The sequence below is a fragment of the Pseudomonas sp. MM213 genome (assembly GCF_020423045.1).
Classification (GTDB): Bacteria; Pseudomonadota; Gammaproteobacteria; order Pseudomonadales; family Pseudomonadaceae; genus Aquipseudomonas; species Aquipseudomonas migulae.
The window spans coordinates 4,344,858-4,370,512 of sequence record NZ_CP081943.1 but is presented as its reverse complement, the minus strand read 5'-3'; the positions used below and the strand labels follow the sequence as shown (position 1 = coordinate 4,370,512).

Genomic DNA, 25,655 nt, shown 5'->3' with positions numbered 1-25,655 from the left:
CAGGGATGGAAATCACCATCCTGTGCTCAATTTGGCTCGTCCGCCTGCGTACTTTTAATAAGGTAATTACCGAGAGAGGCACATAGGCCAACTATCAACTCAGCCTCATTGAATGAAGGTTCTCGCCCTTCGCGTATGTGCCGACCATTTTCAGATGCGTAGCCCCAAGCTTTTGCTACAGCCTGATCCAGTGGGGGAGGAATGATGGTGTTGTGTCGTTTGAGAATGTCACCCAGATTCGCTTTGACATCACCAGTGATTTCTCGGGCAACACACTCCAATGATGCCATCGCATGTTGGATGGCACCTGTTGGATCAGGAGAGGGGCGACGGGAGAGATCTCCAATTGCTTCGTGCAACTCCTTCCCAGCTGTCACGTGGCCGAATGCGCGCTCGGTCTCCCGAGCATTCTTTACGATGACTTCAAATGATTCCGGGCCGCGAATTTCGACAAGGCCATCTACAAGCTTCCAACCAATGCCATTTTCTACGAAATAGTCATTTAACTCAGTGTGAAAATGTTCGTAAGTATCAGGGTTGTAGTTGTACTGACCCAAATCGGCTTGGATGCGCTCGATCACGTCATAAACTTTGTACCACTTACATTCCTGGAGAAGATTGTTCACCTCCCAGTCAACGTTGGGAAATTCGCTCCAGTTGTTCGAATCAGGCTGTTTTTTTAGGGCTTTACAAAGAATAGCCCGCAGACCTGAGGGCTTGAATCCGCACTCGTAGGCCAGTTGAACCAAATACCCACGCAGCTCCTCAGGCGCATCCTCCCTGATGGTGATTTCACGCTCTTGGGTGCGATGAAATCCGTTGCGCTTGGAAAAAGAGTCATTCATCCCGTTTTCGCTCCATTGATCCCTTGTTTCAGCAAGCTAAGGTTTTTCAGTTTCCATGTCTATTGCCTAGATGGCCGTAGCATCTGAGAAACCAGCGAGCCTGCGTGATGGCGTCATTCTAGCGCTGAGCGTCGGTCGGATTGCCTGATTCGATTTCTTAATTTCTGGTTTGGTCATGCATTTTATGCCGAATCAGAAAATCTGATCCCTTTTAGGGGCGACCAGCTTCTTACCTTGAAGAATAGGCCTCCGCTCTCATCCCCAGTGACGCACTACGCAGCATCGCAGGTGCAGAAAAAAGCGGTAAACTCGCTGCGACCAACACAGGGCAGGATGTTATGAAAATCAATGCTGTAAAATCAGCGCACTGCCCAAAATGGCTACGTACGAAGAATTTTCTCCAGCGGATTTGCTTTGAGGTGACAAGGATGTTTAGAAAAAAAGCGCAATGGCCTCGCCCGAAACACTCCCGCAACGTACTAGCCTTAACTGTTAAGTTGGTTCTTATTTTTCTGAGCATGGTTGCGTTACTTGCAACTGTCTACCCCCTTGTGGATGTGGAAAAATTAACCCCGGCCTCAGCATCGGTCATATCGATAGTCGGGGTGGTTTTGGTTTTTCTGTACATATTTTTAGTGTCTTATGAGATATATGTAGCAGAAGGAAAAAGAGTATTTAAACAATCCGACCCTGATTCTATTCGCAACTACATGCTTCATTGGATAGCCTATGGAGGACGAGTAGCAATTTGGACTCGTGACATGAGTTGGGCAAAAGGTGATAAGTCACAGAACTTGCTGCGTGAAAAAGCGGAAAACGGTGAGCTGATAATTTGTCTGCCAAACCATACTGATTTTTCGAGAGAGCTGGAAACGAAAGGGGCTCAGATTTATGTGTATGGCCGGGAGTTACTCAGTGACCCAAGCGCCCGCTTTACTATCGCATTCTATGGTAGGGACGGCAGTAAAGTTGCCATTGGAAGAGCGCAAGCAGATAAGCAGGTAGTTGAGGAGTTCAGCTCTGGCGCACACCCCTCATTTCAACTGGCCTACGAGCTTGTGCAAATAGCTAAAAATATTTCTCAAAAAAAAGGTGAAAACCAATTATGAGCTCACGGTTTTCGTACGTTGACAGCATATCCTCCCAAGAATTGGCCAAAGAGTGGGACTGCCTTGCCTCAGAACGGCATCAGCAAATCTTCAACGGATTAGATATCACATTTACTCATGTCATGGCTCCATTGGTTGAGTCACTTGTTGGTCAGGATGATGAGGCAACCTTGGTCGACATCGGTTCTGGGACTGGTGAGCTTACGGGCCGCTTAGCCGCAAGGTTTAAAAAAGTCGTGTGTGTCGAACCATCGTTGCAGAGCATTAACATTGCGAAATCTATACTGTCATTTTTTTCAAACATTGAATTCATCAACTCCGACTTTGAAGACTGCGAAACTCATCTAAAGTCACGAACCGAGAAAAATGTTTTTCTAGCAGCCATGATGTTATCGGCAGATCCGCAGCTCGACAAATTTGCTCAAACCCTCTCAAGGGTGGCACAAAAAGGCGATGAATTTGTAGCTACCATTCCTCATCCGTGCTTTTGGCCAAGATATTGGGGGTATGAAAAAGAGTCGTGGTTTTCTTATAGCAAAGAGCTGATGATTAAGGCTCCCTTCAAGATATCTTTATCTGATTCCGAGTTTAAAACCACGCACATTCATCGGCCAATTGAGCGATATATAGTGACGTTCGCCAAATATGGATTTCAATTGGCTAGCATGTCCGAACCGATCCCTAATAACAAGGTTCAGTCTTTATACCCAAAGAAATGGGAATTTCCACGATTCTTGGCATTTAAATGGATCAAGAGCTCACCTAAATAACCCGATCATATTTGGGTAGTTCGGCATTTAAGTAGAACAAGTATTCACTTGGTTTGGCTGCTTCATAGATCGTAGGTGACCCCAGCTGGCCCAAAAGAGGCCATTGGGCGTACCCGTGACGTCCTGATCACCTGACTCGCTTGAGATCAAAATCGACCAGTGGCTGCCTCATGGAAGCTTTCTGAGACGGGCCAGCCCCTGCTTTATGTGGCCAGCGTTCTCCCCAATTGTGTAAAGCGCACCACGGACGTTGTCGCCTACTTCCGCATGCCCCTGGGCTTCCACCTGGAGCGTCAGCTCCATGAGCGCAGCTTCGAGAGCGAGCTGATTCTGGTACATCCTTTCCAGAACGTCTGACAGTGAGTATTCACTGGGCATCTACATGGACTCCTTTTTTACGACCCAGCATAGCTCAGTGATGAATCAGCAAGTGTCTTGCGGGTATAGGCATACCCTGAGAGCACCTTATGAGCGTCCCGCCCCTAAGTAGTCTCAAGGTGTTTGATCTGCGAGCTAGAACAGCAAGGAGCCCGAAGGACAGAGATGCCGGCTAGACACTTGGTCGGTTTTTATTGATCCGCCGTACCGGATGTATCAGAGGCCGGGCCTCCGTTGAAGCTAAAATCGGTGGTGCCGTTGGTGATCCATTCGACCAGCTTTTCCTTGGGTGTGTAAGCCACCACTCCACGTTTTTGAGTCGGATCGAATCTTAAGACGCGCCATATACCAAAATCGGGGCCGAAGTCGATGAACACGGGTTTGGAAACCCACCAGCGAGCAAAAAGCTTGCTGCGGGAATGCCAGCTAAATGAAGCCAGTCCATTCTCCGACACTTTTGACAAACCCATTCTGAAGTTGTACCTGTCGAACTCAGTTCGCGTGCCATCGATCACCCAGATCATATTTTGATAGTAGTTTTGCCTCGCGATGACCTCTTCAGGATGTATCGTCGATCTCTGAAACTCAATGACCATCCCTGAAGGCGTTCGGACATCTGCTATATGTCGCTCCCCTGAGGACGCTTGCAACACAACTTCCTGCCACTCGGTTGGGAACATATTCTTCCAATTGCGATGCCATGCCGTTTCCGTTTCCCACCACGGATCGCAATTGTCCAAACGTTTATGAGCCCAATGCCAGACGACATGGTTCCCGCATTTAGCGACGGTCTGGGAACCACAAAAACTGCAAACACCACGTGCTTTTGGAGTGGCCTCTACACGAGCGCCTTCAAGCAATGAGTATTTCATTTTCTTCCTTGATGATCAAAATGAGGGGCGGTAGCTCTTAACTTCCTGGTTGTCAGTACCTTGTGACCCACAGGACGAAAGACAAATATCTGAACACGAAAGTCGTCGTGCCGCGCTGGCTTCTTTCAGCCTTCGCTCAGCGTACTTAGCCGGATCATCATCTGGCAGCGGGTTGCCTGCAGCAGATAGAGCTTCGGCGCGCTCTTCAATGAGCAGACGCTCAGGATCGCGAACCGTTTGGTAGGCTCTGCCTGGTACGCGTCGAGTTGTGTCCATTCCCGGCTTCGCAGAAGGCTGATGAATAAGAGCGACTAGATTACTTTTAGAACGATAACAGAACGCTTCGAATAGCGATGCCGAGCTCCGAATCATGAGGGTAGGATGCGTTGCGATCTATGCTTCACAGAGCCTCAGACACCAAGCAAGCGGAGCGCGCAGGCGTGAGGGATGCGAGCCCGCAGGGGTGAGACACGCCTTGGCGGGGCTCGATTCACGGCAGCCTGACGCCGCAGGCGGCATGCCATCAACGCCAATAAGAGGTAACTCAAATGCCCGACGATGAACTCCGAGAGCTGGAAGCCAAGAGGCGAAAGGCTTTGTGGATACTTGCGAACATATCTCCAGGCGATTCGAAGGCGTTCGATGCCTTATCCATCCTTGATGACCTTGAACTTCTAGAGAGAAAAGACTCCCCTCATTCTGACAAGGCGCTTGAGCTCAACCAGGTTCGGGATTGTGTCCCGGTGCAGCATCACCCCTCCGGCATCGACATCATCTTGGAGCAGACTATCCCGCAGCCCTGGCGAGAACGTTTTCTGCAAGCGAGCATCGGATCAACCAGAGTTCCTGACGGGCCCTACGCCACGAACTGGGATAAATTTCTGGCTTGCTGGGAAAGAGAGATGCAACACCTTGAGGCACACAGAGCCGCCTGCAGTAAGCCCAAGCTGGATTGATGCAGACGGAGAAGAGACGTGGAACGAGACGGCGATGACACCGTGTATTGCGATATCCAAATGCCGGTGGCTCAAGGGCGGGAGCTATTGGAGCTAGTGAACGCCCTGCGAGAGTCGAAAGCTCATCCACGTCTCGACAGAGTCTTCGAACACATGCAGTACGAGCTCAGTACGTCCATCGATATCGCGTATAACCCGCCAACTTGGGGGCCTTGGTGTCAGTGAAATCTCGGTGAAGCCATCAGAGCTCTGCGTCCCATGCATCCATAGCCTCGCCCACAATCGCGTACCACTGGAACTCACCGAATTGTAGGGCATTCGCAATTTGCCTGTTGGTACTGCCGTCAACCCAACCTGGGAGGCTCTCCTGACCACCGGAGAAGAGACTAGCCGTCGCCACAGCGTAACAACCGGTACGCGTAGACTGGAGGCACACATAGCGCACAGCAGCGCCGGTCTGAAACCGACGCCACGCCACCACCTCGATACAGTCCATGGCACTCATTGCATCCTCAACGGCGGGACTCGTTTCCTGTTCTACCTGGACGTCCTCCGCCATTTTGAAAGACGTGTTAGGCGCTACTGGTTTGTGGACAAGATGTTTAAGCTGCTCACGGGAGGAAATGATCTGCTCTCGAAGCTCTTCGGGATCGATAGACATGCCGCCCCGGTCGGTCATCTTAAGAGTCTTGAGACTATTCACTGCTAAGATAAAGTCCTGCTCTTGCGCTTTTTCCCGTGCGGTTCTTTTGTCTCGAAAAAGCAACAACAATAGTTTTCTGAGAAAACTCACAAATACCTCCAGCTGAACGCTGAAACTAGATAACTTGGGTAAGGGAACTGGCGCGAATATCTCCTAAATCCCAGGTCGATTAATCATCGCTCGGCGTCAGAATTGCTAAAGTTTCATCAAGCAGCTTTTTAAGTCTCATAGCGTCATTTTTTATTGCGCTCCCCTTATTCGCGATGTCGCGTATGGTTTCCAGATTTGCGCGGAGTGCGGACGTCGCCCTAGAATCTAGTCCACCTATGCCCGTCTTGAGATTAATGAGCTTTTCAAAATGGTTATAGGGCACTTGTGAATGGATGGAAGAATGACCATGTTTTTCCATCGAACGGAGTGCAAATTCAGGCACACCTTTCAGCCCAATTATGCGAGCTATGGCTTTTTCGTTAGGATGCTCTTCGAAGTAGTCAATCCTGTCCTGAGTAACCGATCCATGGCGGAGCATGTGCGGGCTGACAGCTCCCTCAAGGCCAGTAAGTTTTTTAAATCGTGAAAACTCAGCGGTAATGGTGTTTGGCTGGATTGCTTTTCCAGTTTTGGCGCTGGCAAAAAGGGGGTGCTACCGATGACCTTCATGTTCTTCGAATCTAGAAAAGGCATAAGGTCAAATTTTATATAATCCTCTAGTAATGTGAGAAGAGCAGGGCTTATTTCAACAAGGCGCGTAGATATTCCTCCTCTCTTTGAAGTTCTGAGCAGAATACTCGGAGATAACATATTTTTTGCTTCCCAAACGGCACTCACTAGAATTGGGGCCGCCTCTTCACGCCTTGCGCCTGTCTCTTCAAGAACCAAAAACACCGTTCGTTGACGGCTGCGTATATACTCCCCGGAATTGCTCGTTCGTATCGCATGCTTGATAGTTTTAACTTGGTTACTACTAAGCAGTTTGTTCTTGCTAGATACCGTGCTTTTAACAATAGGTACCTCACTGTGGAACCATGTCTCAACAAACCGTCTGCCGGATGGGGTTTGTATTTGGACTATTTTCTTTACTGCTTGGATCCTCCCCTGCGGGGCTACTAAGTCCAATATATTATAAAGTTTCCCTATGAATTCGAGGAAGTCTAAGGTTTTTCTACCTATAACTCCATTCTGTTTAGGTGAACGTGAACGGTCGCTCGCCGCTCGACTTTCTTGTTTGAGTTCTTTCATAAATTTAACGAAATGATATTCGTTGAAATTATGCAATGACAGGAGGTTGTCATGCGCATATCTTAGAACCCACGTAATCTGGTAACCATACTGAACACTGGTCACGGGATCCAGACCCTCAGCTCTTAACTCGTCAATCCAGCAGTTAGCTTCGAAGCACGCAGAATAGTCCGGCCATGAAATCAAGGCTAGGCCACCACATTTTCTGAACACCGGATTACATCCTGCTTCGGCTGCAATCGGGACTCCGAAGTCATCCCCAGCTCTAACCAACAAGCCGAGGGAGAGTGGATTATCTTTCATCAATATTCGACCCCTTAAACCCGAGTCTATATAGTTCTTGGGCTCTTGCTTTCATGAAGTAATCAGTGCCTGTAGATGACTCAAGTTGCTTTGCACAGGTTGCTAGAAGATGAGCGAGTCTAAAAATCACGGCGTCCCTTACAAAAAGATTTTGCCGCAGGATCAATACCTCAAGTTTTCGATCCCGGTTGTCTATTCTGCGGCCTTCTTTGCTGTTTTTTCCAACATTACTGGATTGAAGAGATCGTCTCAAATCGGCATACGCACGCTTTCTCTGCTTGTCGAGCTCAGCAAAGCCTCCTTCCAGATGCTTGTCTGAAACCCGCTTTAGAGTGCTCATTGAGCTTAAATAAATTGAGCGTTCGGGTATATTGAGCTTTCCCAAGTTAATTTGAGTATTCAATGTTTCAAGAAGTCGATTGTCTGAGTTGTATTCAGAAGGAGCAGCCTGGATGTCTATTAGTAGCCTTAACAGATTTCTAGCCGAAGCAATATTTCTATCGAGATTTCTATCATTTGCCATGCTGGCTCTCACTTACGGTTATTGATATCAGCATCTCATCGCGATCTTCAATTGAGAGAAAAGTGGTATCAATTTTTATTTTTTCATTTCGTATCAGCGATTTATAGTAGCTCTCCAGGCGCTGTCGCTCGATGACCTTGAGTACAGTAGTGGGGGGGAACACGCCGAGTTTATTCAAGAGGTCTTGGACGGCTGCGCCTTGGGTAATAGTTTCTTCGGCTAGATACGCAGATTTGATGTCAATCATTTCTTTATTACCTACTACCGTCGTCAGATATCGATAAATTTGTTTGAAATCCATGTGTCCAAAGTAGTAGCTAAGCACGGAAAGGTTGCCGCGCGTATTCAAGTAAAAGAAACTTACTGCAAACGCTCTTCTCAATTGATGTTGCCTTACGTAGTAACGTCTTTCATTGTAGGAGTCAGTCTGAAAATAATCACAAAGAATATCCAGGTGGCAATTGTATTTTTTGGGATCTGGCTTGTTGATTCCCGGTTTACGCTTTAAAGAGAATCTTCCAAAGCAATTGGAGTTCTTAATTTGTTCAGGAGATAAACCGCATTCTTGATGAAAACGCTCTAGCCTGGAAAGCATGCGTGTAACTAGGGGTATGACAGGGATGTCATGAGTGAGCCTGGCTTCACCAATGCCTGTTTTCATTACTAGAGTCGTAATGCAATTATCTTGACCATTTAAATGCTTGAACTTGATGTTTAATAGCTCGGACTGCCGGCGAGCGGTAAAAAACCCTACTGCATACTGAATGCAGCCTAACAATAAATAGTATGTCTGCAAAGCTCCTTCGAGATTACGCATACGCTCTAATGATTGCGCTGCGGCGCCTGGGGTGAAAGTTTTTTTGCTGAAGCGCATAAGTCCCAGGCTGTAAAAGAAATTGGCGAATTGATATTGGCGGCTGTTTCTTTTAAGAAATATGCATTGGGAGTGAGACCCTCCGTAGCAGCACCTGAAATCAACATGGAAAAGTAATTTAATATGGAGTCGGAATGCGTTTCATAAAATAAGATGCTTTTCCGTAATAGATCAATGGTCATCGTGTGTGGTAGAGTCACATAACTTCCTACTTGGGCAAGAAGTGTTGTATGGTCGTTATTTGCGAGGGTGTCTAAACTTAGGTTGGGGATCTTGAGCTTGCTCTCAGAAAGAAACCGCTGAGACATAAAACCTCTCCGTACCTCATTATATCTTAATGCAGTCGCGCTAGAGTTATCCTGACGAACAGGTATATACGGCAGCTCACGACGATGTCCGTATACCGATTGTATTTCCAACTCATAAGGAAGTGGCCGCATGTGGCCGGCCATAATGCAGTGTGGATAAAGTTCTTTCACTAAGGCTGCTGTCTTGATGTGCCCTGGCCAACTCTCTCCTTCTTTAATTTGATAAAAATTGTTATGGTAGAGCCACACCCGGGCACGAAAAATCTCTTGGTCATCTAATGGAAAGTAACGAGTTTGTGCGCCTGGAATAGGCTCTAGGAATATCGGATTTTTTTGGACGAAATTTTCAAAGTCATAGGGTTGTTCTTCCTTGATTTTATCGAGCATAAATACGCTCAGGGTTTGAGACCAAGAGTAAATAGACTCGTGTGAGCTATTACATTTGAGGAACTCATTCATGTAGCTATTGATAGTCCCCGGAGTTACGAGTCCGAACCCATATTCATATAAGCGAAGAGTTTTTGCGTTCAAAAATAGCTTGTCGATCAACCGAAGTACGCTCCAAAGCCGTTTTTTTGCATTGGTCAACTTCATTTTTCTTATTCGAATGGAGCGCGGGAAGTGTTGTTCATGTATCCATTGTTTAACTAGCTTAAGCAACTCATGGTTGGATTTTTCAGTTAGAAGTGTGCCGTTGCCAACAGGGATGTTCAAATCAATATCGAAAATCTTTTTTCCAAATTTGAAATACAAGACGCCTTCATGCTCACAAGAAAACCAAGGAGAAACAAATCCGTCAACATGTACATTTGTCTTGACGCGTAAATGTTCTGGTAAAGGAGCAAGCACGATTGTCCTTGGAATAACATTACGCATATACAGCATCCTTCACCAATGCCATATCACGATCTTTTAAACCTTCTGCGTATACTTCTTGAAGATATGGATCGGGGTTTTCAGATGAATAAATCCATCGACGTATAGCTCCAGAAAAGGCGGCCCAATATATGCCTTCTGGGTTTGCGCGTGTCGGTTCTAGCTCTATTGCTTGTTCGATGCTCGTGAGAATCGCAATTATACCAGCGTCTATGCCGATGATAACTTCGATGCCGCCAGTTGGGCCGATATCCTTCGTCGGTCGTTTAGGGTATGGCAAATGCAAGGCTTCGCGGAGGTAGTGATCAAGCTCCGCGCGTGTAGCAAAACCTGCTAAATTAGCTGTAGACGGATGGCCATCTAACGCTTGGATGAGCACCCTTGTATTCCACTGTATGATTTCCTGGCGCATAAGCCACAACAACACCAGGTTGGGCACGTAACGCTCCAGAAGTCGCAGGTCGAAGAAAGCGTGGTCTAGATCGGTCGACGCGATAGATAGATCCATATGATCTATCACTTTCAGCACTATGCTGGTGTCTCGGGCTGAGTTAACACTGAGATTGTCCGAAAGATATTTCGCATCCGCTTTGGTGAGACCCAACATTACAACCATGGATTCTGCGTTGAGAAATTTGGTTCGGCTAGTGCCAGTCATATCTGTCGTTCTAACGCCTGTAGGATGGCCGAATCCTTTACCTGTCATAATGAAAAGTCGGCGATGGAGTTTAGGGCTCACCTGGGTTCGTTTGAGATATGTACGAACTGGATGCGTGAGTCGTATTAACACCCGCACGGCCCAAGCTGTCTCGGAATTAAGTACAACCTTTTGTTCTGGCTTTTTTGCGCGGGGCTTGGCGCCAATGAGGAAATCTTCTTCTACTTGAATTTGACCATCGGCAATAAACGTGTACTTAGGAACCGTGCATTTGTCCAAAAAGGAGTTGGTGATCTCCTCGTGCTTCGCTGCGAGATATATCGTGAATGGCGTGAGCATATGCTGCTTTGGTATGCAGAGCCACTCCGACAATTCTCGGCTGAGAAGTTTAGAAGATCTAGGTTCGAGTTTGGTAAAGTGACGATGGCTAGGATAAAAACCATCTGTCATATATATGCGTGTCGTATTTATCCGTTCACGAATTAGCGATGCATCTGATAAGTCTGACCGTGACGTCTTGGGGAGCGAGGCAGATCCAAACTTCGTGATTCGGAGAAGCTCATCCAACCGCGCCTCAATTGACTGGATGAAATGTTCCGCCCATTTCACAGAGATGGATAGATCCTGACGCATCTGTCGAAATATAGCTTCAATCGCTTTGTCGTTGGTAACGTGCATAGGAATGGGTGTAATTGTCTTGCACTTACAAATAATTCCTCCCTCAATTTTCTTGACGTTAGCTGCCAGTCGTTTTGCTTGCTTGCTGATGTCGCCCGGAATAAGAGGGATGTCGTCGGTTGTTATCCTTCCAGAATGTGGTGCAGCAATAACTTGGTGTGGTATCAGATACCCTACCATGAAAGTTCTAAAATGCGCATTCCAGTCATTGATTAGAACATGTTGAGAGCAAGGCCTAGCCCCTGATTCTTTTTTTCCTAGGTTGTATTGAATATGGAAATTGGCGAGCTGCTCGACCAATTTTGAAAACGTGCGGGTATCTAATAATTCTGCTTGGGTATATATGCAATGTTCGCTACCAAGAAAGCAAATAAGCGAATCCAAGCATGGAATGGTGGAAGTCGTCCTCTCCGAAAAATATTGCGAGCATGCCTCATACAGCCTCTCAGTATAATACCTGCCGTATTTTAGGTAGATGGGAAGTAGTTTCAAGTGCATGCTGTGGCTGTCATTAGATACTGTCCACCCTTGCCACAACCAAACTTTCTCCGGGTTTAGTTGCAAGCTTTCTGAAAGTGCTTTGCAAGCCTCTCTTAAGTCTGAATTTTTCTTCCCCATAATTGTGCCCAGCGAAATAGTTGGCGTGTATTCGTTCAAGCTGCAAACTTTGTCGTGGAGATTGCCTAAATGTCGGGCGTAATCTTCATTTCGCGCCTTAGTGCCGTCTAGTATTTTTCCGCTGAGAATAAGCCCAATGCATTTTTGGAAAACATTAGTGAGAAACTGCGTGCGTATTTGAGTTACTGTCAAATGTATCCCGGTAACTTGAAGGATACACTCTATGACGCACATTATTCTCGCCGACCGGCTTGCTTGCGTTTTTTTCAACGCCTGATTTGCTGCTAATAACTGTATGGCCGCATCAATGTCTAAGTTCTCTTGTGGGTGTTCAGACACAGCGATAAGGCTTTTGATAATGGTCATAGCATAAACCGTTTGGATTTCACCGAACCTTAGCAGGCGACGTTTAGTTTCTCAACACGCTCCTTCTAGCTCAGAGCGGTAATGCGTATGCTCTTGGTTGTTGTTTGGAGCGAATGGCAGATATGAATATTATAAATTGACAGGTTGAATATACTTTAACTTTACCCTTAACTTGTTTTTTTAAGGATATTAGCGCCAGGTTTATCTAGCGATGACCAAGTCAAAGCGCTAAGAGAGCCTTACAGTATGTTTTAAGTATATCCATAGTTATAACTAAGAAGGGACGGTTCAGTCTTCGAAAATCGAGGTGACGAACGGTCGGGAATCGACTCTGGTCGTTCTCAAATGCAGTTCGTGTGTCAGCAGCGACGCATTGGGAGTTACCAAATCCTAGGGCGCAATGCTAGGGCGCGCTTTGAAGTGAATCATCGTTCACATCAGCTCTTTGCCTTGTCAGTCCTACGATACTTAGGCTTAGCGCAAATGAACGACTCCGGGGATAAAGCAATGCACTGAGTTCGTCGAGGAATAGAACGCCATGATGGGCGAGGGTGATTTCGCCGGGTTGTGGTTTCGAGCCGCCGCCCACCAGCGCCGGGCCGGAGGCGGAGTGATGGGGTTGGCGGAAGGGCCTTTGCGGCCAGTGGCTCAAGGGCACGCAACTGGTGACGGATTGAATGGCGGCGACTTCCAGCGCTTCATGTTCGGCCAGGGGTGGAAGCAGTCCTGGCAAACGACTCGCCAGAAGGGTTTTTCCGGTGCCAGGTGGTCCGCTGAACAGCAAGTTATGAGCGCCCGCCGCCGCGATCAGCAATGCGCGCTTGGCTGAAAGTTGGCCCTGTACTTCGTTCAAGTCTGGATAGGGTTTACTGGCGTAAAGCAAACCGTTGGACACGTAAGGCTCGACCGGTGTGTGCCCATTGAAGTGCGCGACCGCTTCCAGCAAATGATCCACCGCGATCACCTTCAACCCCGACGCCAGGCACGCCTCCTCGGCATTCGCCCGCGGCACCATCAGCGAGCGCCCGGCCTTGCGTGCCGCCAGTGCGGCCGGCAACACGCCCCGCACGGCACGTACCGCGCCTGACAACGCCAGTTCTCCGAGACATTCCACATCATCCAGTGTCAGCGTTGGCACCTGCACGCTGGCGGACAGAATCCCCAAGGCAATCGCCAGATCGAATCGTCCGCCGTCTTTTGGTAGGTCGGCGGGGGCGAGATTCAGCGTGATGCGCCGCGCCGGGAATTGCAGGCCTGAGTTGATGATCGCGCTGCGTACCCGGTCCTTGCTTTCCTTCACCGCCGCTTCGGGTAAACCGACCATGGTCAGCGATGGCAGGCCGTTGGCCAAGTGGACTTCGACGGTGACGGCGGGCGCATCCACGCCGATTTGGGCGCGGCTGTGGACGATGGAGAGGGACATGGTCGTTCCTTGAGCGTTACGGGAAGCCGCTTCCTGCGGGTTTTTTAAGGTTAGTCGGGAGGGCGTGATTTCGCGTGGCAGGTCGGACGGTGAATTATCGCAGGGTGTTGCAAAGCATCAGCGGACGGGCTGGCAGACAAAAAAAACCGCCATTCAGGCGGTTTCATTGGTAGACAGATTCAGGCTCTTTTTCCGGCAAGCAGGCCCGGAGGCTCAAGTTCTTTGCCGTGAGTCGCGGCGACGTCAAGGAATCGTTGTTGATTAGCTGAAATATTGCCAGCTAGCCGAAGCGCTTCCGCATGATATTGAACAATGAGCAACAGCCTGGCTTTTCGCTTTTTGTGGATCATGGACACCTCCAGTGCCTGGTGGCTTAGCTCGATACTATTAATCGTCCAAGTAAATGACAAGGCGATTGGCCTGGTCGAATCTGAATCCAAGATTCTGGTAGTAGGGGACGACATTCGGGTCAGGGTCCTGAATCTCTATTTCGTTGTATCCAAGCATTCGTGCATAGGTATCTGTAGCCAGCAGCGCTATTGGTGCGATCAAGCCACGAAGAGGATGAAACCTGTCTGGGTGGCCCTGCAAAAGAACGATCTTTATGCAAATGGTGCTTTTACGCGGAGTGGCGTAACACAGACCACATAGTTTTTGTTCGTACCAGATGGCTAAATCCAGTCCCTTTGCATCTTTGCACTTCCAATCTGGCACGCTTTCCCAGGGGTAGAGCGCCGCTTCCATCCACGGGTGACAGGCAACAATCGCAGTCGGGGTGATTGGGTCGAACCGGACCGCCTCGGTGTTGAGTCTCATCGCCCGTGATTTACAGTCTTTGACGAAGATTTTATAGGCGAGCTTTCGTGCTTCGGATTTGTAAGTTTGGTTCCGAAGGTCGGTGCCTTTCCCTTTTCTTCTCATTGTAAGTGTCTTTTGAAGATCAGAGCAGAAAGCCTAAAAGGAGTTGGGGCACTGATAAATCAGGCTATGGAGCTGCTTTTTGTAGGACCGTGCCTAGATAGGTGAAGGACGTCAGTGAAAGCTCTCGGATGGTCTTGCCAGATGAAGGTTGCTGCTTATGATCACGGATAAATGAAGCCATAGGAGGCGTAAATGAACCGGATTGGAATGCGGCCGATTCATCCAGGTGAAGTTCTCAGCGAGGAGTTTCTGAAGCCGCTGGGCATTACAAGCGCGGCTTTAGCTCGCTCGTTGGGCGAGCCGGAGGCTGAATTGATCGACGTAGTAAAGCAGCAGAGCGATGTCAGCGCGGGTCTGGCAAAGAAGCTTTCCATGCTGTTGAACACCACGCCCGAATTCTGGCTGAATCTGCAATCGAGCTACGATCATCGCAGCGCCGAAATCGAGCGTGGATGAGCGCTTAAAGCGAGTGCAACGCTCGCGAAGCTTTTTTCCACCATGGCACGTTGACCGGGCGCTGCGTCTGCTCTGCGCTCGGCAACATTTGCGGAACATCCTGCAACCGAATCCACGGCTGGTTATTCCAGTGCAGCAAACTCAGTGACATTTCCGGCCAGTTCAGCAGGCTCAGGATGGGGCGTTCGGTTGAGGTGGGTTGTTCTGCGTCTCTGAGGGCTGGCACTACGTCGTGGGTCAGCCATTCGCGCAGGGCTCGGTGTTCGGGGCAGTAGTGGTAGATCAGTAAGGCGTAGACGCCGGATTCGCTGATCAGCAGGGCATCTTCGATGCTGCCGTGGATGAGCATTCGTGCGAACTGGCGCTGGTCGGGGTCGAGTTTTCGGACGGCGCGGTCGTCGAGGTGGAGGCGCAGGAAGCGGCCGAGGTCGCGGGCGCTGAACCAGGGTTGGTTTTGGAGGAGGAGGGCGTGGAGGTGGAGTTTGTGGCGGGTGAAGACGTGGGGGATCAGATAGTTTTCGTCCATCGTGCAGTTCTCGGGATCAAATGAAGAAAACTGCCTCTGATCGTCGCCAAACGAAAAGGGTGGCAGCCATGCGCGGGTTGGCGAACCGGTGACGCCCGAGAACCGGCAGACCCGAAGGTCTCCCACGCATAGCCGCCATAATTCGAGATGGGAATAAGTTCCTCGGTCGAATGTGGTCGCGGTGCGTCGGGGTCTTCCGGGTCGCCAAACCCAGAGCTGAATATTCAGCTGGGGATGAGCTTAGAGGCCGGATACTTGGCGACGCAATCGGACGGCGGTGGTTTTGTTGTAGGACGTTGCCGGGATTTTTGCAGGGCTGAAGATCAAATGATCGCAGCCTGCGGCAGCTCCTACAGATGAATCTGAAGGTCGTTCCGACCTTCAATCGCGAGCAGGCTCGCTCCCACAGTGGATCGGGTTTCAAAGTGGGATTTGCGGGGTTACTCGGTTGGGGGATTGAGCTTCGCTTCCAGCTCGGCAACCTTCGCTTCCAGGCTTTCCAAGCGTGCCCGCGTGCGTGCCAGCACGACCATCTGACTATCAAACTCTTCCCGGCTCACCAGGTCCAGTTTGCTGAAGCCGCTTTGCAGCAACGCCTTGAACTGGCTTTCGATTTCGCTTTTCGGCAGTGGGGTGTCGCCGCTGAAGAGGCGGGAGGCTGTGCCGGTCAAGGCGTCGAGGAAATCTTTGGGCGCGAGCATGGGAAAGGTCCTGGAAACAATGGCGGGCAGTGTATCACGCAGTGTCTATAGTCAATCCCGACCGCAGGGATGCACGCTTTTCGCGCATGCGGACGGACGGTGCCGCACCGTTGTTGTGCGTAACGCGTCCGGTGTTGCAGCGATGTGGTGGGCATCTACGGCCAAGAGCTTGAAAACTGAGGGTTTTGTGGAGATGGCAAGCTTTCTGCTTAGACGGTAGTGACCCATGCACTGATGCAGTCGATGTGACGAATGCAGTGCGCCAAGCGAAACGGGGGAAGAGTTTCGTGCGGAGCGGTTAGCTGGCGTCGGACGGGCAGGTAAGGCCGACGATGCGTTACAAAGCCAGGCACTGCGCTTAGACTTGAGCCGGGTTTGTTTTCCTGGGGCAAGTCCACCAATTCGGGAGAGAGTTTTCATGAAGCTAGTCACTGCCATCATCAAGCCGTTCAAGTTGGACGACGTGCGCGAATCGCTGTCCGAGATCGGCGTGCAGGGCATTACCGTTACCGAAGTCAAAGGCTTCGGGCGGCAGAAGGGTCACACCGAGCTGTATCGCGGCGCGGAATACGTGGTCGATTTCCTGCCCAAGGTGAAGATCGATGTCGCCATTGACGACAAGGATCTTGATCGGGTTATCGAGGCGATAACCAAGGCAGCCAACACCGGCAAGATCGGTGACGGCAAGATCTTCGTGGTCAATCTGGAACAGGCGATTCGCATCCGTACCGGCGAAACCGATACCGACGCGATTTAAGCCGCCACAAACCCCAACGCCCCAGGAGAAAACAATATGACTCTGCGTAAATTCGCAGGGCTAGGAGCCCTGTTGTCCCTCGTAATGCCCAGCCTGGCCATGGCGGCAGACGAAGTGGCGGCCCCAGTCCTCAATTCCGGCGATACCGCCTGGATGCTGACCTCGACAGCCCTCGTGCTGTTCATGACCATTCCCGGCCTTGCGCTGTTCTACGGCGGCATGGTTCGCTCCAAAAACATTCTTTCCGTGATGATGCAGTGCTTCGCCATTACCGGTCTGATCAGCGTCCTGTGGGTCATTTATGGCTACAGCATCGCGTTCGACACCACCGGCATGGAACAGGGCGTCGTCAACTTCAACTCCTTCTTCGGCGGCATGGGCAAGGCTTTCCTCGCCGGTGTCACCCCCGCCAGCCTGACGGGTCCTGCGGCGTTGTTCCCTGAGGCGGTGTTCATCACCTTCCAGATGACGTTCGCCATCATCACCCCTGCGCTGATCGTCGGTGCCTTCGCTGAGCGGATGAAGTTCTCCGCGATGCTGATCTTCATGGGCATCTGGTTCACTCTGGTTTATGCACCGATCGCGCACATGGTCTGGTCCGGCAACGGCGGCCTGATGTGGGACTGGGGCGTGCTCGATTTCGCTGGCGGCACCGTGGTGCACATCAACGCCGGTGTGGCCGGTCTGGTGGCGTGCATCGTGCTCGGCAAGCGCAAAGGCTTCCCGACCACCCCGATGGCCCCGCACAACCTCGGTTACACCCTGATGGGCGCAGCCATGCTGTGGGTTGGCTGGTTCGGCTTCAACGCCGGTTCCGCCGCAGCGGCCAACGGCACTGCCGGCATGGCGATGCTGGTTACCCAGATCGCAACCGCCGCCGCCGCACTGGGCTGGATGTTTGCCGAGTGGGTCACCCACGGCAAGCCAAGTGCACTGGGTATCGCCTCGGGTGTGGTCGCCGGTCTGGTTGCAATCACCCCGGCCGCTGGCACCGTGGGCCCGATGGGCGCACTGGTGATCGGTCTGGCAGCGGGCGTGGTGTGCTTCTTCTGCGCCACCACCCTGAAACGCAAACTCGGTTATGACGATTCCCTGGACGCCTTCGGCGTGCACGGTATCGGCGGTATCCTCGGCGCGATCCTGACCGGTGTGTTCGCCGCACCGTCGCTGGGTGGCTTCGGCACCGTCACCGACATCGCCGCACAAGTCTGGATTCAGTGCAAAGGCGTGGGCTTCACGGTGATCTACACCGCAATCGTCACTTACATCATTCTCAAGGTGCTGGACGCTGTCATGGGTCTGCGTATCACCGAAGAAGAAGAGGCTGTCGGCATCGATCTGGCGCTTCACAACGAACGCGGCTACAACTTGTAAGACGCGCATAAAAAACTTGCCCGGCTTGCCGGGCATTTTTTTGTCTGGAGTTTGTCAGTGTGAGGGCTGCTGAAAGGTTTTTTCGTACACGTTTAGTGGTGTTTACGGCGGGCGTTTTTCTGCGGCCAATGGCTTACATGATTGAAGGAATATTAGGGCCTTTGTTTTTTCCCAGAGCGCGCTAGAATGCGCCCCGAACGTGCGGAGAACTGTATGTGGCAACAGACTCTGATTACCCTGCGGGCGAGGCCCCGGGGCTTTCATCTGGTAACGGACGAGTTACTCGCCGGCCTGCCTGAACTCAAGGCGTGTCGGGTCGGTCTGTTGCATTTGTGGCTGCAGCATACCTCGGCGTCGTTGACCATCAACGAGAACGCCGATCCGGCGGTACGTCGCGACTTCGAACGATTTTTCAATCGTCTGATCCCACAAGGAACAGACGGCTATGAGCATAACGACGAAGGCCTGGACGACCTCCCGGCGCACTTCAAGGCCAGCGTGCTTGGCTGTCAGCTCAGTTTGCCGATTTCGGCGGGCCGACTGGCGTTAGGGACCTGGCAAGGCGTTTATCTGGGCGAGCACCGTGATTTTGGCGGTGCCCGTAAAGTCCTCGCCACCGTGCACGGTGAAGAGGCATGAACCGCTGGTCACCAGCGGTTATTGAATTTTTCCGGCAGCCTTCGACAGAGGGCAAAGCTGGGCTATAACTAATCTGCTTTTCGCAAGTCATGAGGTAGAACATGAGCGACGATGATCTGGAAAACGACGACCTCGAAGTAGGCGACGACGACGAAACCGAAGAAGGTCTGGAAGCAGCGGCGGAAGACGTCGCTGAAGACGACGGCGGTGATGCGCCCGTTCCGACCGCCAAAGGCAAAGCCAAGGCAGCGGTATCGGTCGATGAGCTGCCGAGCGTCGAAGCAAAAAACAAGGAACGCGATGCCTTGGCCAAGGCCATGGAAGAGTTCCTGGCCAAGGGCGGCAAGGTGCAGGAAGTGGAGGCCAATGTGGTCGCCGATCCTCCCAAGAAGCCTGACAACAAGTACGGCAGCCGGCCTATCTAAGCGTCTGCCCTTGCTTGCTGAAAAAGCCCGCCGTCGCTGCGGGCTTTTTCATGGGTGATAGATAGGTGGACCGCGTTATCGTTCTTCGCGGGCAAGCCTCGCTCCTACAGGATTTGTGTCGTTCACATAATTGGCGTGCGACACAAATCCTGTAGGAGCGAGGCTTGCCCGCGAAGGCGGCCTCAAAGGTGCTACGAAATTGAATTCCACCGCGCCAACAACGCCGGCAGCTCGGTCAGGCTGCGAATCTCAGCGTCCGGCGCTTTCTGCGCTTCCCACAATTTGCCTTGCGGGTTAAACCAGATCGCCCGCAACCCCGCCTGCTGTGCCCCGGCAATGTCATCACCCGGATGGTCGCCGATATGCACCGCCGTCGCGGCCGTTGCGCCGCCACGCTTCAGCGCCTCATGAAACAGGCGTGCGTCCGGTTTGGCGATGCCGATGTCTTCGGCGCACAGCGCAAACTTGAAGTAGTCGGCCAGCCCTAAACGGCGCACATCGGCATTGCCATTGGTGACGACGCCGAGTGCATAGTGTTTGGCCAGCGTCTCCAGTGTCGGCTCGACTTCCGGGAAGATTTCCAGCTGATGCCGGGCATGCAGAAACACTTCAAAACTTTGATCGGCCAGGTCTGACGCCTGTTCATGGCCGTAACCGGCTTCTTCCAGGGCATGGAAAAGCACCCGGCGACGCAAGGCGCTGATTCGATGCTTGAGGCCCGGTTCGCTGCCCAGAATGCGCTCGCGAATCCCCCACAAATGCTCCACCGGCACCGCGCCCAGATTCGGTGCATGTTCGGTCAGCCATTCACGCAATACGGCTTCGGCGCTGACGATGACCGGGGCGGTATCCCACAAGGTGTCGTCGAGGTCGAAGGTGATCAATTGGATCGTCATGAATCATCGCCCTTAATGCGTTTGGCCCGTGGATGGGCGCTGTCGTAAACCGTCGCCAGATGCTGGAAGTCCAGGTGGGTGTAGATCTGGGTGGTCTTGATGTCCGAGTGGCCGAGTAATTCCTGCACCGCGCGCAGGTCCTGCGAGGACTCCAGCAGGTGGCTGGCGAAGGAGTGTCGCAACATGTGCGGATGCAGGTTTTGCCCCAGTTCACGCTCACCGGCGGCCTTGACCCGCACCTGAATCGCCCGAGGGCCGAGGCGCCGGCCTTGCTGGCTGACAAACACGGCGTCATCCGCCGGGTTGGTCATGCCGCGCAATGGCAGCCACAACTCCAGGGCTTCGCGGGCCTTTTTGCCGACCGGCAACAGGCGCGTCTTGCTGCCTTTACCAAGCACCTGGACCATGCCGTCGGCCAGGTCCAGTTGATCGAGATTGAGCCCGGTCAGCTCCGAAAGCCGCAAGCCCGAGGAATAGAACAGCTCCAGAATCGCCTGGTCCCGACGCGCCAGAAAGTCATCCTCCACCGCACCTTCAAGCAGTTGCAGCGCACGGTCGGTGTCGAGGGTTTTCGGCAATCGCCGCTCGCCTTTCGGCGGCGCCAGGCCATTGGCCGGATCGTGATCGCAGAGACCTTCGCGGTTCAGATAATGATAGAGCCCACGCACCGCCGAGAGCAGGCGCGCCAGGCTGCGCGACGATTGACCCTGGGAATGCAGGCGGGCGATCAGGCTGCGCAGGCGCTGGATGTCCAGCGCGGCCCAGCTGCCGATGTTCTGTTTGACACAGAAGCCCAGCACTTTGTCGAGGTCGCGACGGTAGGCGTACAGCGTGTGGGGCGACACCTGCCGCTCACTGCGCAGGTGTTCGCAGTAAGCGTCCAGTTGCCGTTCCACGATCAGCGTACCGAGCGCAGAGAGCTGTTGACCCGTGGCAGCACGCGGCCCATGACTTCGGCGATGTAGCTGAGGAACAGCGTGCCGACCGAGCTTTTGTAGTGCTGCGGATCACGGCTGGCGATGGCCAGGACGCCGTGAATGCCTTGATGGCTGATGGCGACGACGGCGGTCGAGCCGATCTGCTTGCGCTGCTCTTCGCCGAACAGGAAGTCCAGTTCATGCTCGCGCAGGCTGCCGCTGACGCTTTTGTCTTCCGAAAGCAAACCACCAATGGCCGTTTGCGCGTCGGCGTGGGTCACCCAGCGGCCAACTGGCATCGGGTTGTCACCCAGCAGGATCAGGCTGACAAAAGGCACCTGAAAGTCCTGGCGCAGACTGTCTTCGACGCTGATCACCACATCTTCCAGGCTGGTGGCGTCCATCAGCGCGAGAATCAGGCGGCGGGTCTTGTCGAAGAGACGGTCGTTGTCGCGGGCCACGTCCATCAAGTGCGACAGGCGATGGCGCAGCTCGATATTGCGGTCGCGCAGGATGGTCATCTGGCGCTCGACCAGCGAAATGGTGTCGCCTCGCTGGTGCGGAATGCGCAGGGCCGGGAGCAGTTCTTCGTGCTCGACGAAGAAATCCGGATGAGCCTCCAGGTACGCGGCAATCGCCGCCGCCTCAAGGCTTTCGGAAGGGGATTCGTCGGGCTGTAGGGCGGGAACCTGGGGCTTGTCGGTCATGGGTTTGACTCACTCAAAGACGTACTTGTCCTTCATAAACACGGACTGCCGGGCCGGTCATCAACACCGGTTGGCCAGGGCCTGCCCATTCAATGGACAGACGCCCGCCGGGCAGGTCGATCAATAGCGGCGAATCCATCCACCCCTGGCTGATCGCGGCCACTGCAGCAGCGCAGGCGCCGGTGCCGCAGGCCTGGGTTTCCCCGGCGCCACGTTCCCAGACGCGCAGCTGTGCGCGGTTCCGGTCGATGACCTGGAGAAAACCGACATTGACCCGCGCCGGGAAGCGCGGGTGGTGTTCGATTTTCGGCCCCAGTTCATGCACCGGTGCGTTGTTGATATCGCTGACACGCAGCACGGCGTGCGGATTGCCCATCGACACAGCGGCGAGTTCCACCGTGGTGCCGTCGACGTCGAGCGAGTAGCTCGACGCCTGAGTGTCGGCAACGAACGGGATGTCGGCCGGCACCAGGCGCGGTGCGCCCATGTCGACGCTGATCTGGCCGTCACTGCGGATATCCAGCTCGATAATGCCACTTTTGGTTTCGACGCGAATCTGCCGTTTTGCGGTCAGGCGCTTGTCGAGTACGAAGCGGGCGAAACAGCGCGCACCGTTGCCGCACTGTTCCACTTCGGAACCGTCGGAGTTGAAGATCCGATAGCGGAAATCCACGTCCGGGTTACTCGGCGCTTCGACGATCAGCAACTGGTCGAAACCGATGCCGGTGTGCCGATCGCCCCATTGCTTGGCATGCTTGGGCAGGATGTGCGCGTGCTGGCTGACCAGGTCGAGGACCATGAAGTCATTGCCCAGGCCGTGCATCTTGGTAAAACGCAGCAGCATGGTTTTACTCCGGCAGCAGGCTTTCGCCAGCAAACAACTCGGCTACCGTCTCACGGCGACGCACTTCAAATGCCTGATCACCGTCCACCAACACTTCGGCGGCACGGCCGCGGGTGTTGTAGTTGGAACTCATGACAAACCCGTAGGCGCCGGCCGAATGCACAGCCAACAGGTCGCCTTCTTCGAGGGCCAGCTGACGATCCTTGGCCAGGAAGTCGCCGGTCTCGCAGATCGGCCCGACGATGTCGTAGGCACGAGCGGCGGTGGCGCGAGGGCGCACGGCGGTGACGTCCATCCAGGCCTGGTACAGCGCCGGGCGGATCAGGTCGTTCATGGCCGCGTCGACGATGGCGAAGTCTTTGTGTTCGGTGTGCTTGAGGTATTCGACCTGGGTCAGCAGCACGCCGGCGTTGGCGACAATGAAGCGGCCCGGCTCGAACACCAGCGCCAGGTCACGACCGTCGAGACGCTCGCGCACGGCTTTGATGTAGTCGGCAGCCAATGGCGGCTCTTCATCGCGATAACGCACGCCCAAGCCACCACCGAGATCGATGTGGCGCAGGTAGATGCCGCAATCGCCTAGGCGGTCGACCAGGCCCAGCAGGCGGTCGAGGGCGTCGATGAACGGCGGCAGGGTGGTCAGTTGCGAACCGATGTGGCAATCGACGCCGACCACTTCCAGGTTCGGCAGCTGCGCGGCACGCACGTACACGTCTTCGGCGTCGGCAATGGCGATGCCGAACTTGTTCTCTTTGAGACCGGTGGAAATGTACGGGTGCGTGCCGGCATCGACGTCCGGGTTCACACGCAGCGAGATCGGTGCGCGAACGCCCAGCTCGGCGGCGACGATTTGCAGGCGTTCCAGCTCATCGGTGGACTCGACGTTGAAGCAGTGCACGCCGACTTCCAGGGCGCGACGCATGTCGTCACGGGTCTTGCCGACACCGGAGAACACGATCTTGTCGGCGCTGCCGCCGGCGGCCAGTACGCGTTCCAGCTCGCCACGGGAGACGATGTCAAAACCGGCGCCCAATCGCGCCAGGACATTCAGCACACCCAGGTTGGAGTTGGCCTTGACCGCGAAGCAGACCAGGTGCGGCATGCCGGCCAGTGCATCGGCATACGCCAGGTACTGGGCTTCGATGTGGGCACGGGAGTAGACGTAAGTCGGGGTGCCAAAGCGTTCGGCGATGGCGGACAGGGCAACCCCTTCCGCGAACAGCTCGCCGTCACGGTAGTTAAAAGCGTCCATGGCGTTCCCTTATTGGTAGACGTCGTGCTTGTGTGCTTTCGACGGCTGCTTTTGCGAGGACTGGGCCTGCTCGGCAGGGTCCTGGGAGTCGTCAGGCAGGTACAGCGGGCCTTTTTTGACCACAGGCCGACAATAAACAAGCGACCGCGACGAGCGCAGCAAAGGAAGAGATCAGGCGCTTCATGGCGAAATCCTTGAAAATGCGTTAATTGCGCCGGAGTATACCGGCCACCCGGCAGCTTGCCTATGCGACCAGGGTCCCGTCCGGCGGGGCTTCGCATGAAGCCGGCTAGCAAGGTGCAATCCCTGTGGGAGCGAGCCTGCTCGCGATGGCGGTGTGTCAGGTGACGATGATGTTGAATGTGCCGGCCTCTTCGCGAGCAGGCTCGCTCCCACAGGTGTACCTAAACCGGCCCTTGGTCGTTATCCTTTGCAATCACCGGGGCTCGCCCGTATCTTGCGGCGCTTGAGCCTGATCAGACACTTTTTGAGGTTGCCGTAATGAGTTTGTCCGAAGCGCGTTTCCACGATCTGGTCGATGCCACCCAGCAAACCCTGGAGGACATCTTTGACGACAGCGACCTGGATATCGATCTGGAGAGCTCGGCCGGTGTGCTCACCGTCAAGTTCGAAAACGGCACTCAGTTGATCTTCAGCCGTCAGGAACCCCTGCGTCAGCTGTGGCTGGCGGCGGTGTCGGGTGGCTTCCACTTCGACTACGACGAAGAGAGTGAGCGCTGGATGTGCGACAAGAGCGAAGAGCAGCTCGGCGAGATGCTTGAGCGCATCGTCCAGCAACAGGCCGGCGCTGAATTCGATTTCGAAGGTCTGTGAGATCGTGACCCAGCCGGCCCCTGTTCGACCGCCCAAGCCGCTTTACAGCAATGTCAGCCCGGCGGTGCCTTCGCCGTGCAGCGGTGTGTGTCGGCTGGATGAGCAGAAGGTCTGCCTGGGGTGTTTTCGCCATGTCGAAGACATCCGCGAATGGCGCTCGGCCGATGATGAGCGCCGGCGGGTCATCTGCGCGCAGGCTATACAACGCAAACCCTTGGCTTGATGCACAGACCTGTAGGAGCAGAGCTTGCTCGCGAAGGCGACGCATCAGTCGATACCCATGTTGGCTGACACGCCGCCTTCGCGAGCAAGCTCTGCTCCTACAGGTTTCATCGGCGCTACCGAAAAACAGGGTCCATCGCGCCCTGCTTGTATATTTTTTGAGCTGTGATAGTGTCCAGAAACGCCTCAACCCATCGAGGCTCGTGAAAACCCCGCCTTTTTCTGGCGGGGTTTTGCTTTTTCTGTGCAGAAGAAAGGAGTCTGCCTCTATCATGACCGCACCTTCCATCACCCTTACTCGTCTGGACGTTCAACGTCTGGAACGCCTGATCGACAGCCTGGACGACACGCTGCCGGGCGTTATCGCGCTGCAAACCGAACTGGATCGCGCCGATACCGTGGTCGGTCACGATGAAGTGCCCGCCGATGTCGTGACTATGAATTCCAGAGTGCATTGCCGCGAAGAAAGCAGCGGCAAGGACTATCACCTGACGTTGGTGTACCCCAAGGATGCCAACGCGGACGAAGGCAAAATCTCCATTCTGGCGCCTGTCGGTAGCGCACTGCTGGGCCTGAAGGTTGGCCAGCACATCGATTGGCCCGCTCCGGGCGGCAAAACCCTCAAGCTGACCCTGCTTGAAGTCGAATCGCAGCCAGCCAATGGCGGCCCCTTCCCGGAATAACT

The 25,655-nt window shown here is 53.4% G+C and carries 30 protein-coding genes and 2 pseudogenes; 12 read left to right on the top strand and 20 right to left on the bottom strand.

Annotated features, from left to right (window positions below):
* Nucleotides 1–26 precede the first annotated feature (26 nt).
* A complete protein-coding gene (locus K5R88_RS20000; protein ID WP_177015399.1) occupies nucleotides 27–845 on the bottom strand; it encodes an AbiJ-NTD4 domain-containing protein in 819 nt (272 codons plus the stop codon).
* Between the two features lie 338 nt (nucleotides 846–1,183).
* Here K5R88_RS20000 and K5R88_RS19995 point away from each other — a divergent pair, with 338 nt between their 5' ends.
* The gene (locus K5R88_RS19995) at nucleotides 1,184–1,954 is read left to right on the top strand and encodes a hypothetical protein (protein WP_177043736.1); all 771 of its coding nucleotides are present in this window, start codon (nucleotides 1,184–1,186) and stop codon (nucleotides 1,952–1,954) included.
* Nucleotides 1,951–2,724, top strand: a complete 774-nt coding sequence (locus tag K5R88_RS19990; RefSeq protein ID WP_177051951.1) for a class I SAM-dependent methyltransferase — start codon at nucleotides 1,951–1,953, stop codon at nucleotides 2,722–2,724. The genes K5R88_RS19995 and K5R88_RS19990 overlap by 4 nt, the downstream gene beginning before the upstream one ends.
* Before the next feature lie 168 nt (nucleotides 2,725–2,892).
* Here K5R88_RS19990 and K5R88_RS19985 read toward each other — a convergent pair whose 3' ends face one another.
* The gene (locus K5R88_RS19985; RefSeq protein WP_177015402.1) at nucleotides 2,893–3,102 is read right to left on the bottom strand and encodes a hypothetical protein; all 210 of its coding nucleotides are present in this window, start codon (nucleotides 3,100–3,102) and stop codon (nucleotides 2,893–2,895) included.
* A 191-nt stretch (nucleotides 3,103–3,293) separates the two neighbouring features.
* Nucleotides 3,294–3,974 (bottom strand): competence protein CoiA, encoded by a 681-nt coding sequence (locus K5R88_RS19980; protein WP_226298244.1) that lies wholly within the window; start codon nucleotides 3,972–3,974, stop codon nucleotides 3,294–3,296.
* A gap of 548 nt (nucleotides 3,975–4,522) precedes the next feature.
* On the opposite strand from K5R88_RS19980, the gene K5R88_RS19975 reads away from it, so the two are divergent.
* Both K5R88_RS19975 and K5R88_RS19970 read left to right on the top strand, forming a co-directional pair.
* Nucleotides 4,523–4,930, top strand: a complete 408-nt coding sequence (locus K5R88_RS19975) for a hypothetical protein (RefSeq protein WP_177050329.1) — start codon at nucleotides 4,523–4,525, stop codon at nucleotides 4,928–4,930.
* An 18-nt stretch (nucleotides 4,931–4,948) separates the two neighbouring features.
* A complete protein-coding gene (locus K5R88_RS19970; RefSeq protein ID WP_226298243.1) occupies nucleotides 4,949–5,155 on the top strand; it encodes a hypothetical protein in 207 nt (68 codons plus the stop codon).
* Between the two features lie 16 nt (nucleotides 5,156–5,171).
* Here K5R88_RS19970 and K5R88_RS19965 read toward each other — a convergent pair whose 3' ends face one another.
* The 9 genes and pseudogenes from K5R88_RS19965 to K5R88_RS19925 all read right to left on the bottom strand — a co-directional run bounded on the left by K5R88_RS19965 (nucleotide 5,172) and on the right by K5R88_RS19925 (nucleotide 14,420).
* Nucleotides 5,172–5,723 carry a hypothetical protein gene (locus K5R88_RS19965; protein ID WP_169904814.1) on the bottom strand — a complete coding sequence of 184 codons (552 nt, stop codon included), beginning with the start codon at nucleotides 5,721–5,723 and terminating at the stop codon, nucleotides 5,172–5,174.
* Between the two features lie 366 nt (nucleotides 5,724–6,089).
* The gene (locus K5R88_RS19960) at nucleotides 6,090–7,175 is read right to left on the bottom strand and encodes a hypothetical protein (RefSeq protein ID WP_226298242.1); all 1,086 of its coding nucleotides are present in this window, start codon (nucleotides 7,173–7,175) and stop codon (nucleotides 6,090–6,092) included.
* Complete coding sequence (locus K5R88_RS19955) at nucleotides 7,165–7,698, bottom strand: hypothetical protein (protein ID WP_152980086.1); 534 nt, start codon at nucleotides 7,696–7,698, stop codon at nucleotides 7,165–7,167. Before K5R88_RS19955 ends, K5R88_RS19960 begins: the two co-directional genes overlap by 11 nt.
* A complete protein-coding gene (locus tag K5R88_RS19950; protein WP_226298241.1) occupies nucleotides 7,688–8,515 on the bottom strand; it encodes a hypothetical protein in 828 nt (275 codons plus the stop codon). The genes K5R88_RS19955 and K5R88_RS19950 overlap by 11 nt, the downstream gene beginning before the upstream one ends.
* A 5-nt stretch (nucleotides 8,516–8,520) precedes the next feature.
* A complete protein-coding gene (locus tag K5R88_RS19945) occupies nucleotides 8,521–9,756 on the bottom strand; it encodes a hypothetical protein (protein ID WP_226298240.1) in 1,236 nt (411 codons plus the stop codon).
* Entirely contained in the window at nucleotides 9,749–12,076 is a 2,328-nt protein-coding gene (locus tag K5R88_RS19940) for a hypothetical protein (protein WP_177050323.1), read from the bottom strand. Before K5R88_RS19940 ends, K5R88_RS19945 begins: the two co-directional genes overlap by 8 nt.
* Before the next feature lie 514 nt (nucleotides 12,077–12,590).
* Nucleotides 12,591–13,499: pseudogene (locus K5R88_RS19935) on the bottom strand (YifB family Mg chelatase-like AAA ATPase); the annotation flags it as partial.
* Between the two features lie 179 nt (nucleotides 13,500–13,678).
* Nucleotides 13,679–13,849, bottom strand: a complete 171-nt coding sequence (locus K5R88_RS19930; RefSeq protein WP_177318887.1) for a hypothetical protein — start codon at nucleotides 13,847–13,849, stop codon at nucleotides 13,679–13,681.
* A 37-nt stretch (nucleotides 13,850–13,886) separates the two neighbouring features.
* Nucleotides 13,887–14,420 (bottom strand): hypothetical protein, encoded by a 534-nt coding sequence (locus K5R88_RS19925; RefSeq protein ID WP_008030511.1) that lies wholly within the window; start codon nucleotides 14,418–14,420, stop codon nucleotides 13,887–13,889.
* A gap of 192 nt (nucleotides 14,421–14,612) precedes the next feature.
* Here K5R88_RS19925 and K5R88_RS19920 point away from each other — a divergent pair, with 192 nt between their 5' ends.
* The gene (locus K5R88_RS19920) at nucleotides 14,613–14,876 is read left to right on the top strand and encodes a HigA family addiction module antitoxin (protein ID WP_207284931.1); all 264 of its coding nucleotides are present in this window, start codon (nucleotides 14,613–14,615) and stop codon (nucleotides 14,874–14,876) included.
* 4 nt (nucleotides 14,877–14,880) lie between these two features.
* Here the strand turns inward: K5R88_RS19920 and K5R88_RS19915 are convergent, their stop codons facing one another.
* Together K5R88_RS19915 and K5R88_RS19910 are read right to left on the bottom strand one after the other, a co-directional pair.
* Nucleotides 14,881–15,402: a BRO-N domain-containing protein gene (locus K5R88_RS19915; RefSeq protein ID WP_226298239.1), complete on the bottom strand. Its 522-nt coding sequence runs from the start codon at nucleotides 15,400–15,402 to the stop codon at nucleotides 14,881–14,883.
* Between the two features lie 440 nt (nucleotides 15,403–15,842).
* Nucleotides 15,843–16,103: an accessory factor UbiK family protein gene (locus K5R88_RS19910; RefSeq protein ID WP_008030504.1), complete on the bottom strand. Its 261-nt coding sequence runs from the start codon at nucleotides 16,101–16,103 to the stop codon at nucleotides 15,843–15,845.
* 418 nt (nucleotides 16,104–16,521) lie between these two features.
* Here K5R88_RS19910 and glnK point away from each other — a divergent pair, with 418 nt between their 5' ends.
* The 4 genes from glnK (at nucleotide 16,522) to sutA (ending at nucleotide 19,298) form a co-directional block, all read left to right on the top strand.
* Nucleotides 16,522–16,860, top strand: a complete 339-nt coding sequence (gene glnK, locus K5R88_RS19905; RefSeq protein WP_002555808.1) for a P-II family nitrogen regulator — start codon at nucleotides 16,522–16,524, stop codon at nucleotides 16,858–16,860.
* Between the two features lie 36 nt (nucleotides 16,861–16,896).
* Entirely contained in the window at nucleotides 16,897–18,234 is a 1,338-nt protein-coding gene (locus tag K5R88_RS19900; RefSeq protein ID WP_008030500.1) for an ammonium transporter, read from the top strand.
* A gap of 213 nt (nucleotides 18,235–18,447) precedes the next feature.
* Nucleotides 18,448–18,873, top strand: coding sequence for a secondary thiamine-phosphate synthase enzyme YjbQ (locus tag K5R88_RS19895; RefSeq protein ID WP_008030499.1), 426 nt, complete (start codon nucleotides 18,448–18,450; stop codon nucleotides 18,871–18,873).
* A 101-nt stretch (nucleotides 18,874–18,974) separates the two neighbouring features.
* Nucleotides 18,975–19,298, top strand: a complete 324-nt coding sequence (gene sutA / locus K5R88_RS19890; protein ID WP_008030496.1) for a transcriptional regulator SutA — start codon at nucleotides 18,975–18,977, stop codon at nucleotides 19,296–19,298.
* A 191-nt stretch (nucleotides 19,299–19,489) separates the two neighbouring features.
* Here sutA and K5R88_RS19885 read toward each other — a convergent pair whose 3' ends face one another.
* The 6 genes and pseudogenes from K5R88_RS19885 to lptM all read right to left on the bottom strand — a co-directional run bounded on the left by K5R88_RS19885 (nucleotide 19,490) and on the right by lptM (nucleotide 24,098).
* Nucleotides 19,490–20,194: an HAD family hydrolase gene (locus K5R88_RS19885; RefSeq protein WP_008040628.1), complete on the bottom strand. Its 705-nt coding sequence runs from the start codon at nucleotides 20,192–20,194 to the stop codon at nucleotides 19,490–19,492.
* Nucleotides 20,191–21,090, bottom strand: a complete 900-nt coding sequence (gene xerC / locus K5R88_RS19880; RefSeq protein WP_223450040.1) for a tyrosine recombinase XerC — start codon at nucleotides 21,088–21,090, stop codon at nucleotides 20,191–20,193. Before xerC ends, K5R88_RS19885 begins: the two co-directional genes overlap by 4 nt.
* Nucleotides 21,091–21,092: 2 nt before the next feature.
* Complete coding sequence (locus K5R88_RS19875) at nucleotides 21,093–21,818, bottom strand: DUF484 family protein (RefSeq protein ID WP_192416630.1); 726 nt, start codon at nucleotides 21,816–21,818, stop codon at nucleotides 21,093–21,095.
* A gap of 13 nt (nucleotides 21,819–21,831) precedes the next feature.
* Nucleotides 21,832–22,662, bottom strand: a complete 831-nt coding sequence (gene dapF / locus K5R88_RS19870; RefSeq protein ID WP_223415412.1) for a diaminopimelate epimerase — start codon at nucleotides 22,660–22,662, stop codon at nucleotides 21,832–21,834.
* Nucleotides 22,663–22,666: 4 nt separating this feature from the next.
* Nucleotides 22,667–23,914, bottom strand: coding sequence for a diaminopimelate decarboxylase (gene lysA, locus K5R88_RS19865; RefSeq protein WP_008040631.1), 1,248 nt, complete (start codon nucleotides 23,912–23,914; stop codon nucleotides 22,667–22,669).
* 9 nt (nucleotides 23,915–23,923) lie between these two features.
* Nucleotides 23,924–24,098: pseudogene (gene lptM, locus K5R88_RS19860) on the bottom strand (LPS translocon maturation chaperone LptM).
* A 317-nt stretch (nucleotides 24,099–24,415) separates the two neighbouring features.
* Between lptM and cyaY the strand changes: the two are divergent.
* From cyaY to rnk, 3 genes are all read left to right on the top strand, one after another.
* On the top strand, nucleotides 24,416–24,748 hold the full coding sequence (gene cyaY, locus K5R88_RS19855; RefSeq protein WP_008024366.1) for an iron donor protein CyaY: 333 nt from the start codon (nucleotides 24,416–24,418) through the stop codon (nucleotides 24,746–24,748).
* A gap of 4 nt (nucleotides 24,749–24,752) precedes the next feature.
* Nucleotides 24,753–24,971 carry a DUF1289 domain-containing protein gene (locus K5R88_RS19850; protein WP_226298238.1) on the top strand — a complete coding sequence of 73 codons (219 nt, stop codon included), beginning with the start codon at nucleotides 24,753–24,755 and terminating at the stop codon, nucleotides 24,969–24,971.
* Nucleotides 24,972–25,242: 271 nt separating this feature from the next.
* Entirely contained in the window at nucleotides 25,243–25,653 is a 411-nt protein-coding gene (rnk, locus tag K5R88_RS19845; RefSeq protein ID WP_008024364.1) for a nucleoside diphosphate kinase regulator, read from the top strand.
* Nucleotides 25,654–25,655: the final 2 nt, after the last annotated feature.

Coding starts and splice junctions, on each gene's coding strand:
- K5R88_RS20000 (WP_177015399.1), bottom strand. CDS start 845: ATGAATGACTCTTTTTCCAAGCGCAACGGATTTCATCGCACCCAAGAG.
- K5R88_RS19995 (WP_177043736.1), top strand. CDS start 1,184: ATGAAAATCAATGCTGTAAAATCAGCGCACTGCCCAAAATGGCTACGT.
- K5R88_RS19990 (WP_177051951.1), top strand. CDS start 1,951: ATGAGCTCACGGTTTTCGTACGTTGACAGCATATCCTCCCAAGAATTG.
- K5R88_RS19985 (WP_177015402.1), bottom strand. CDS start 3,102: ATGCCCAGTGAATACTCACTGTCAGACGTTCTGGAAAGGATGTACCAG.
- K5R88_RS19980 (WP_226298244.1), bottom strand. CDS start 3,974: ATGAAATACTCATTGCTTGAAGGCGCTCGTGTAGAGGCCACTCCAAAA.
- K5R88_RS19975 (WP_177050329.1), top strand. CDS start 4,523: ATGCCCGACGATGAACTCCGAGAGCTGGAAGCCAAGAGGCGAAAGGCT.
- K5R88_RS19960 (WP_226298242.1), bottom strand. CDS start 7,175: ATGAAAGATAATCCACTCTCCCTCGGCTTGTTGGTTAGAGCTGGGGAT.
- K5R88_RS19955 (WP_152980086.1), bottom strand. CDS start 7,698: ATGGCAAATGATAGAAATCTCGATAGAAATATTGCTTCGGCTAGAAAT.
- K5R88_RS19950 (WP_226298241.1), bottom strand. CDS start 8,515: ATGCGTAATCTCGAAGGAGCTTTGCAGACATACTATTTATTGTTAGGC.
- K5R88_RS19945 (WP_226298240.1), bottom strand. CDS start 9,756: ATGCGTAATGTTATTCCAAGGACAATCGTGCTTGCTCCTTTACCAGAA.
- K5R88_RS19940 (WP_177050323.1), bottom strand. CDS start 12,076: ATGACCATTATCAAAAGCCTTATCGCTGTGTCTGAACACCCACAAGAG.
- K5R88_RS19930 (WP_177318887.1), bottom strand. CDS start 13,849: ATGATCCACAAAAAGCGAAAAGCCAGGCTGTTGCTCATTGTTCAATAT.
- K5R88_RS19925 (WP_008030511.1), bottom strand. CDS start 14,420: ATGAGAAGAAAAGGGAAAGGCACCGACCTTCGGAACCAAACTTACAAA.
- K5R88_RS19920 (WP_207284931.1), top strand. CDS start 14,613: ATGAACCGGATTGGAATGCGGCCGATTCATCCAGGTGAAGTTCTCAGC.
- K5R88_RS19915 (WP_226298239.1), bottom strand. CDS start 15,402: ATGGACGAAAACTATCTGATCCCCCACGTCTTCACCCGCCACAAACTC.
- K5R88_RS19910 (WP_008030504.1), bottom strand. CDS start 16,103: ATGCTCGCGCCCAAAGATTTCCTCGACGCCTTGACCGGCACAGCCTCC.
- glnK (WP_002555808.1), top strand. CDS start 16,522: ATGAAGCTAGTCACTGCCATCATCAAGCCGTTCAAGTTGGACGACGTG.
- K5R88_RS19900 (WP_008030500.1), top strand. CDS start 16,897: ATGACTCTGCGTAAATTCGCAGGGCTAGGAGCCCTGTTGTCCCTCGTA.
- K5R88_RS19895 (WP_008030499.1), top strand. CDS start 18,448: ATGTGGCAACAGACTCTGATTACCCTGCGGGCGAGGCCCCGGGGCTTT.
- sutA (WP_008030496.1), top strand. CDS start 18,975: ATGAGCGACGATGATCTGGAAAACGACGACCTCGAAGTAGGCGACGAC.
- K5R88_RS19885 (WP_008040628.1), bottom strand. CDS start 20,194: ATGACGATCCAATTGATCACCTTCGACCTCGACGACACCTTGTGGGAT.
- K5R88_RS19875 (WP_192416630.1), bottom strand. CDS start 21,818: ATGACCGACAAGCCCCAGGTTCCCGCCCTACAGCCCGACGAATCCCCT.
- dapF (WP_223415412.1), bottom strand. CDS start 22,662: ATGCTGCTGCGTTTTACCAAGATGCACGGCCTGGGCAATGACTTCATG.
- lysA (WP_008040631.1), bottom strand. CDS start 23,914: ATGGACGCTTTTAACTACCGTGACGGCGAGCTGTTCGCGGAAGGGGTT.
- cyaY (WP_008024366.1), top strand. CDS start 24,416: ATGAGTTTGTCCGAAGCGCGTTTCCACGATCTGGTCGATGCCACCCAG.
- rnk (WP_008024364.1), top strand. CDS start 25,243: ATGACCGCACCTTCCATCACCCTTACTCGTCTGGACGTTCAACGTCTG.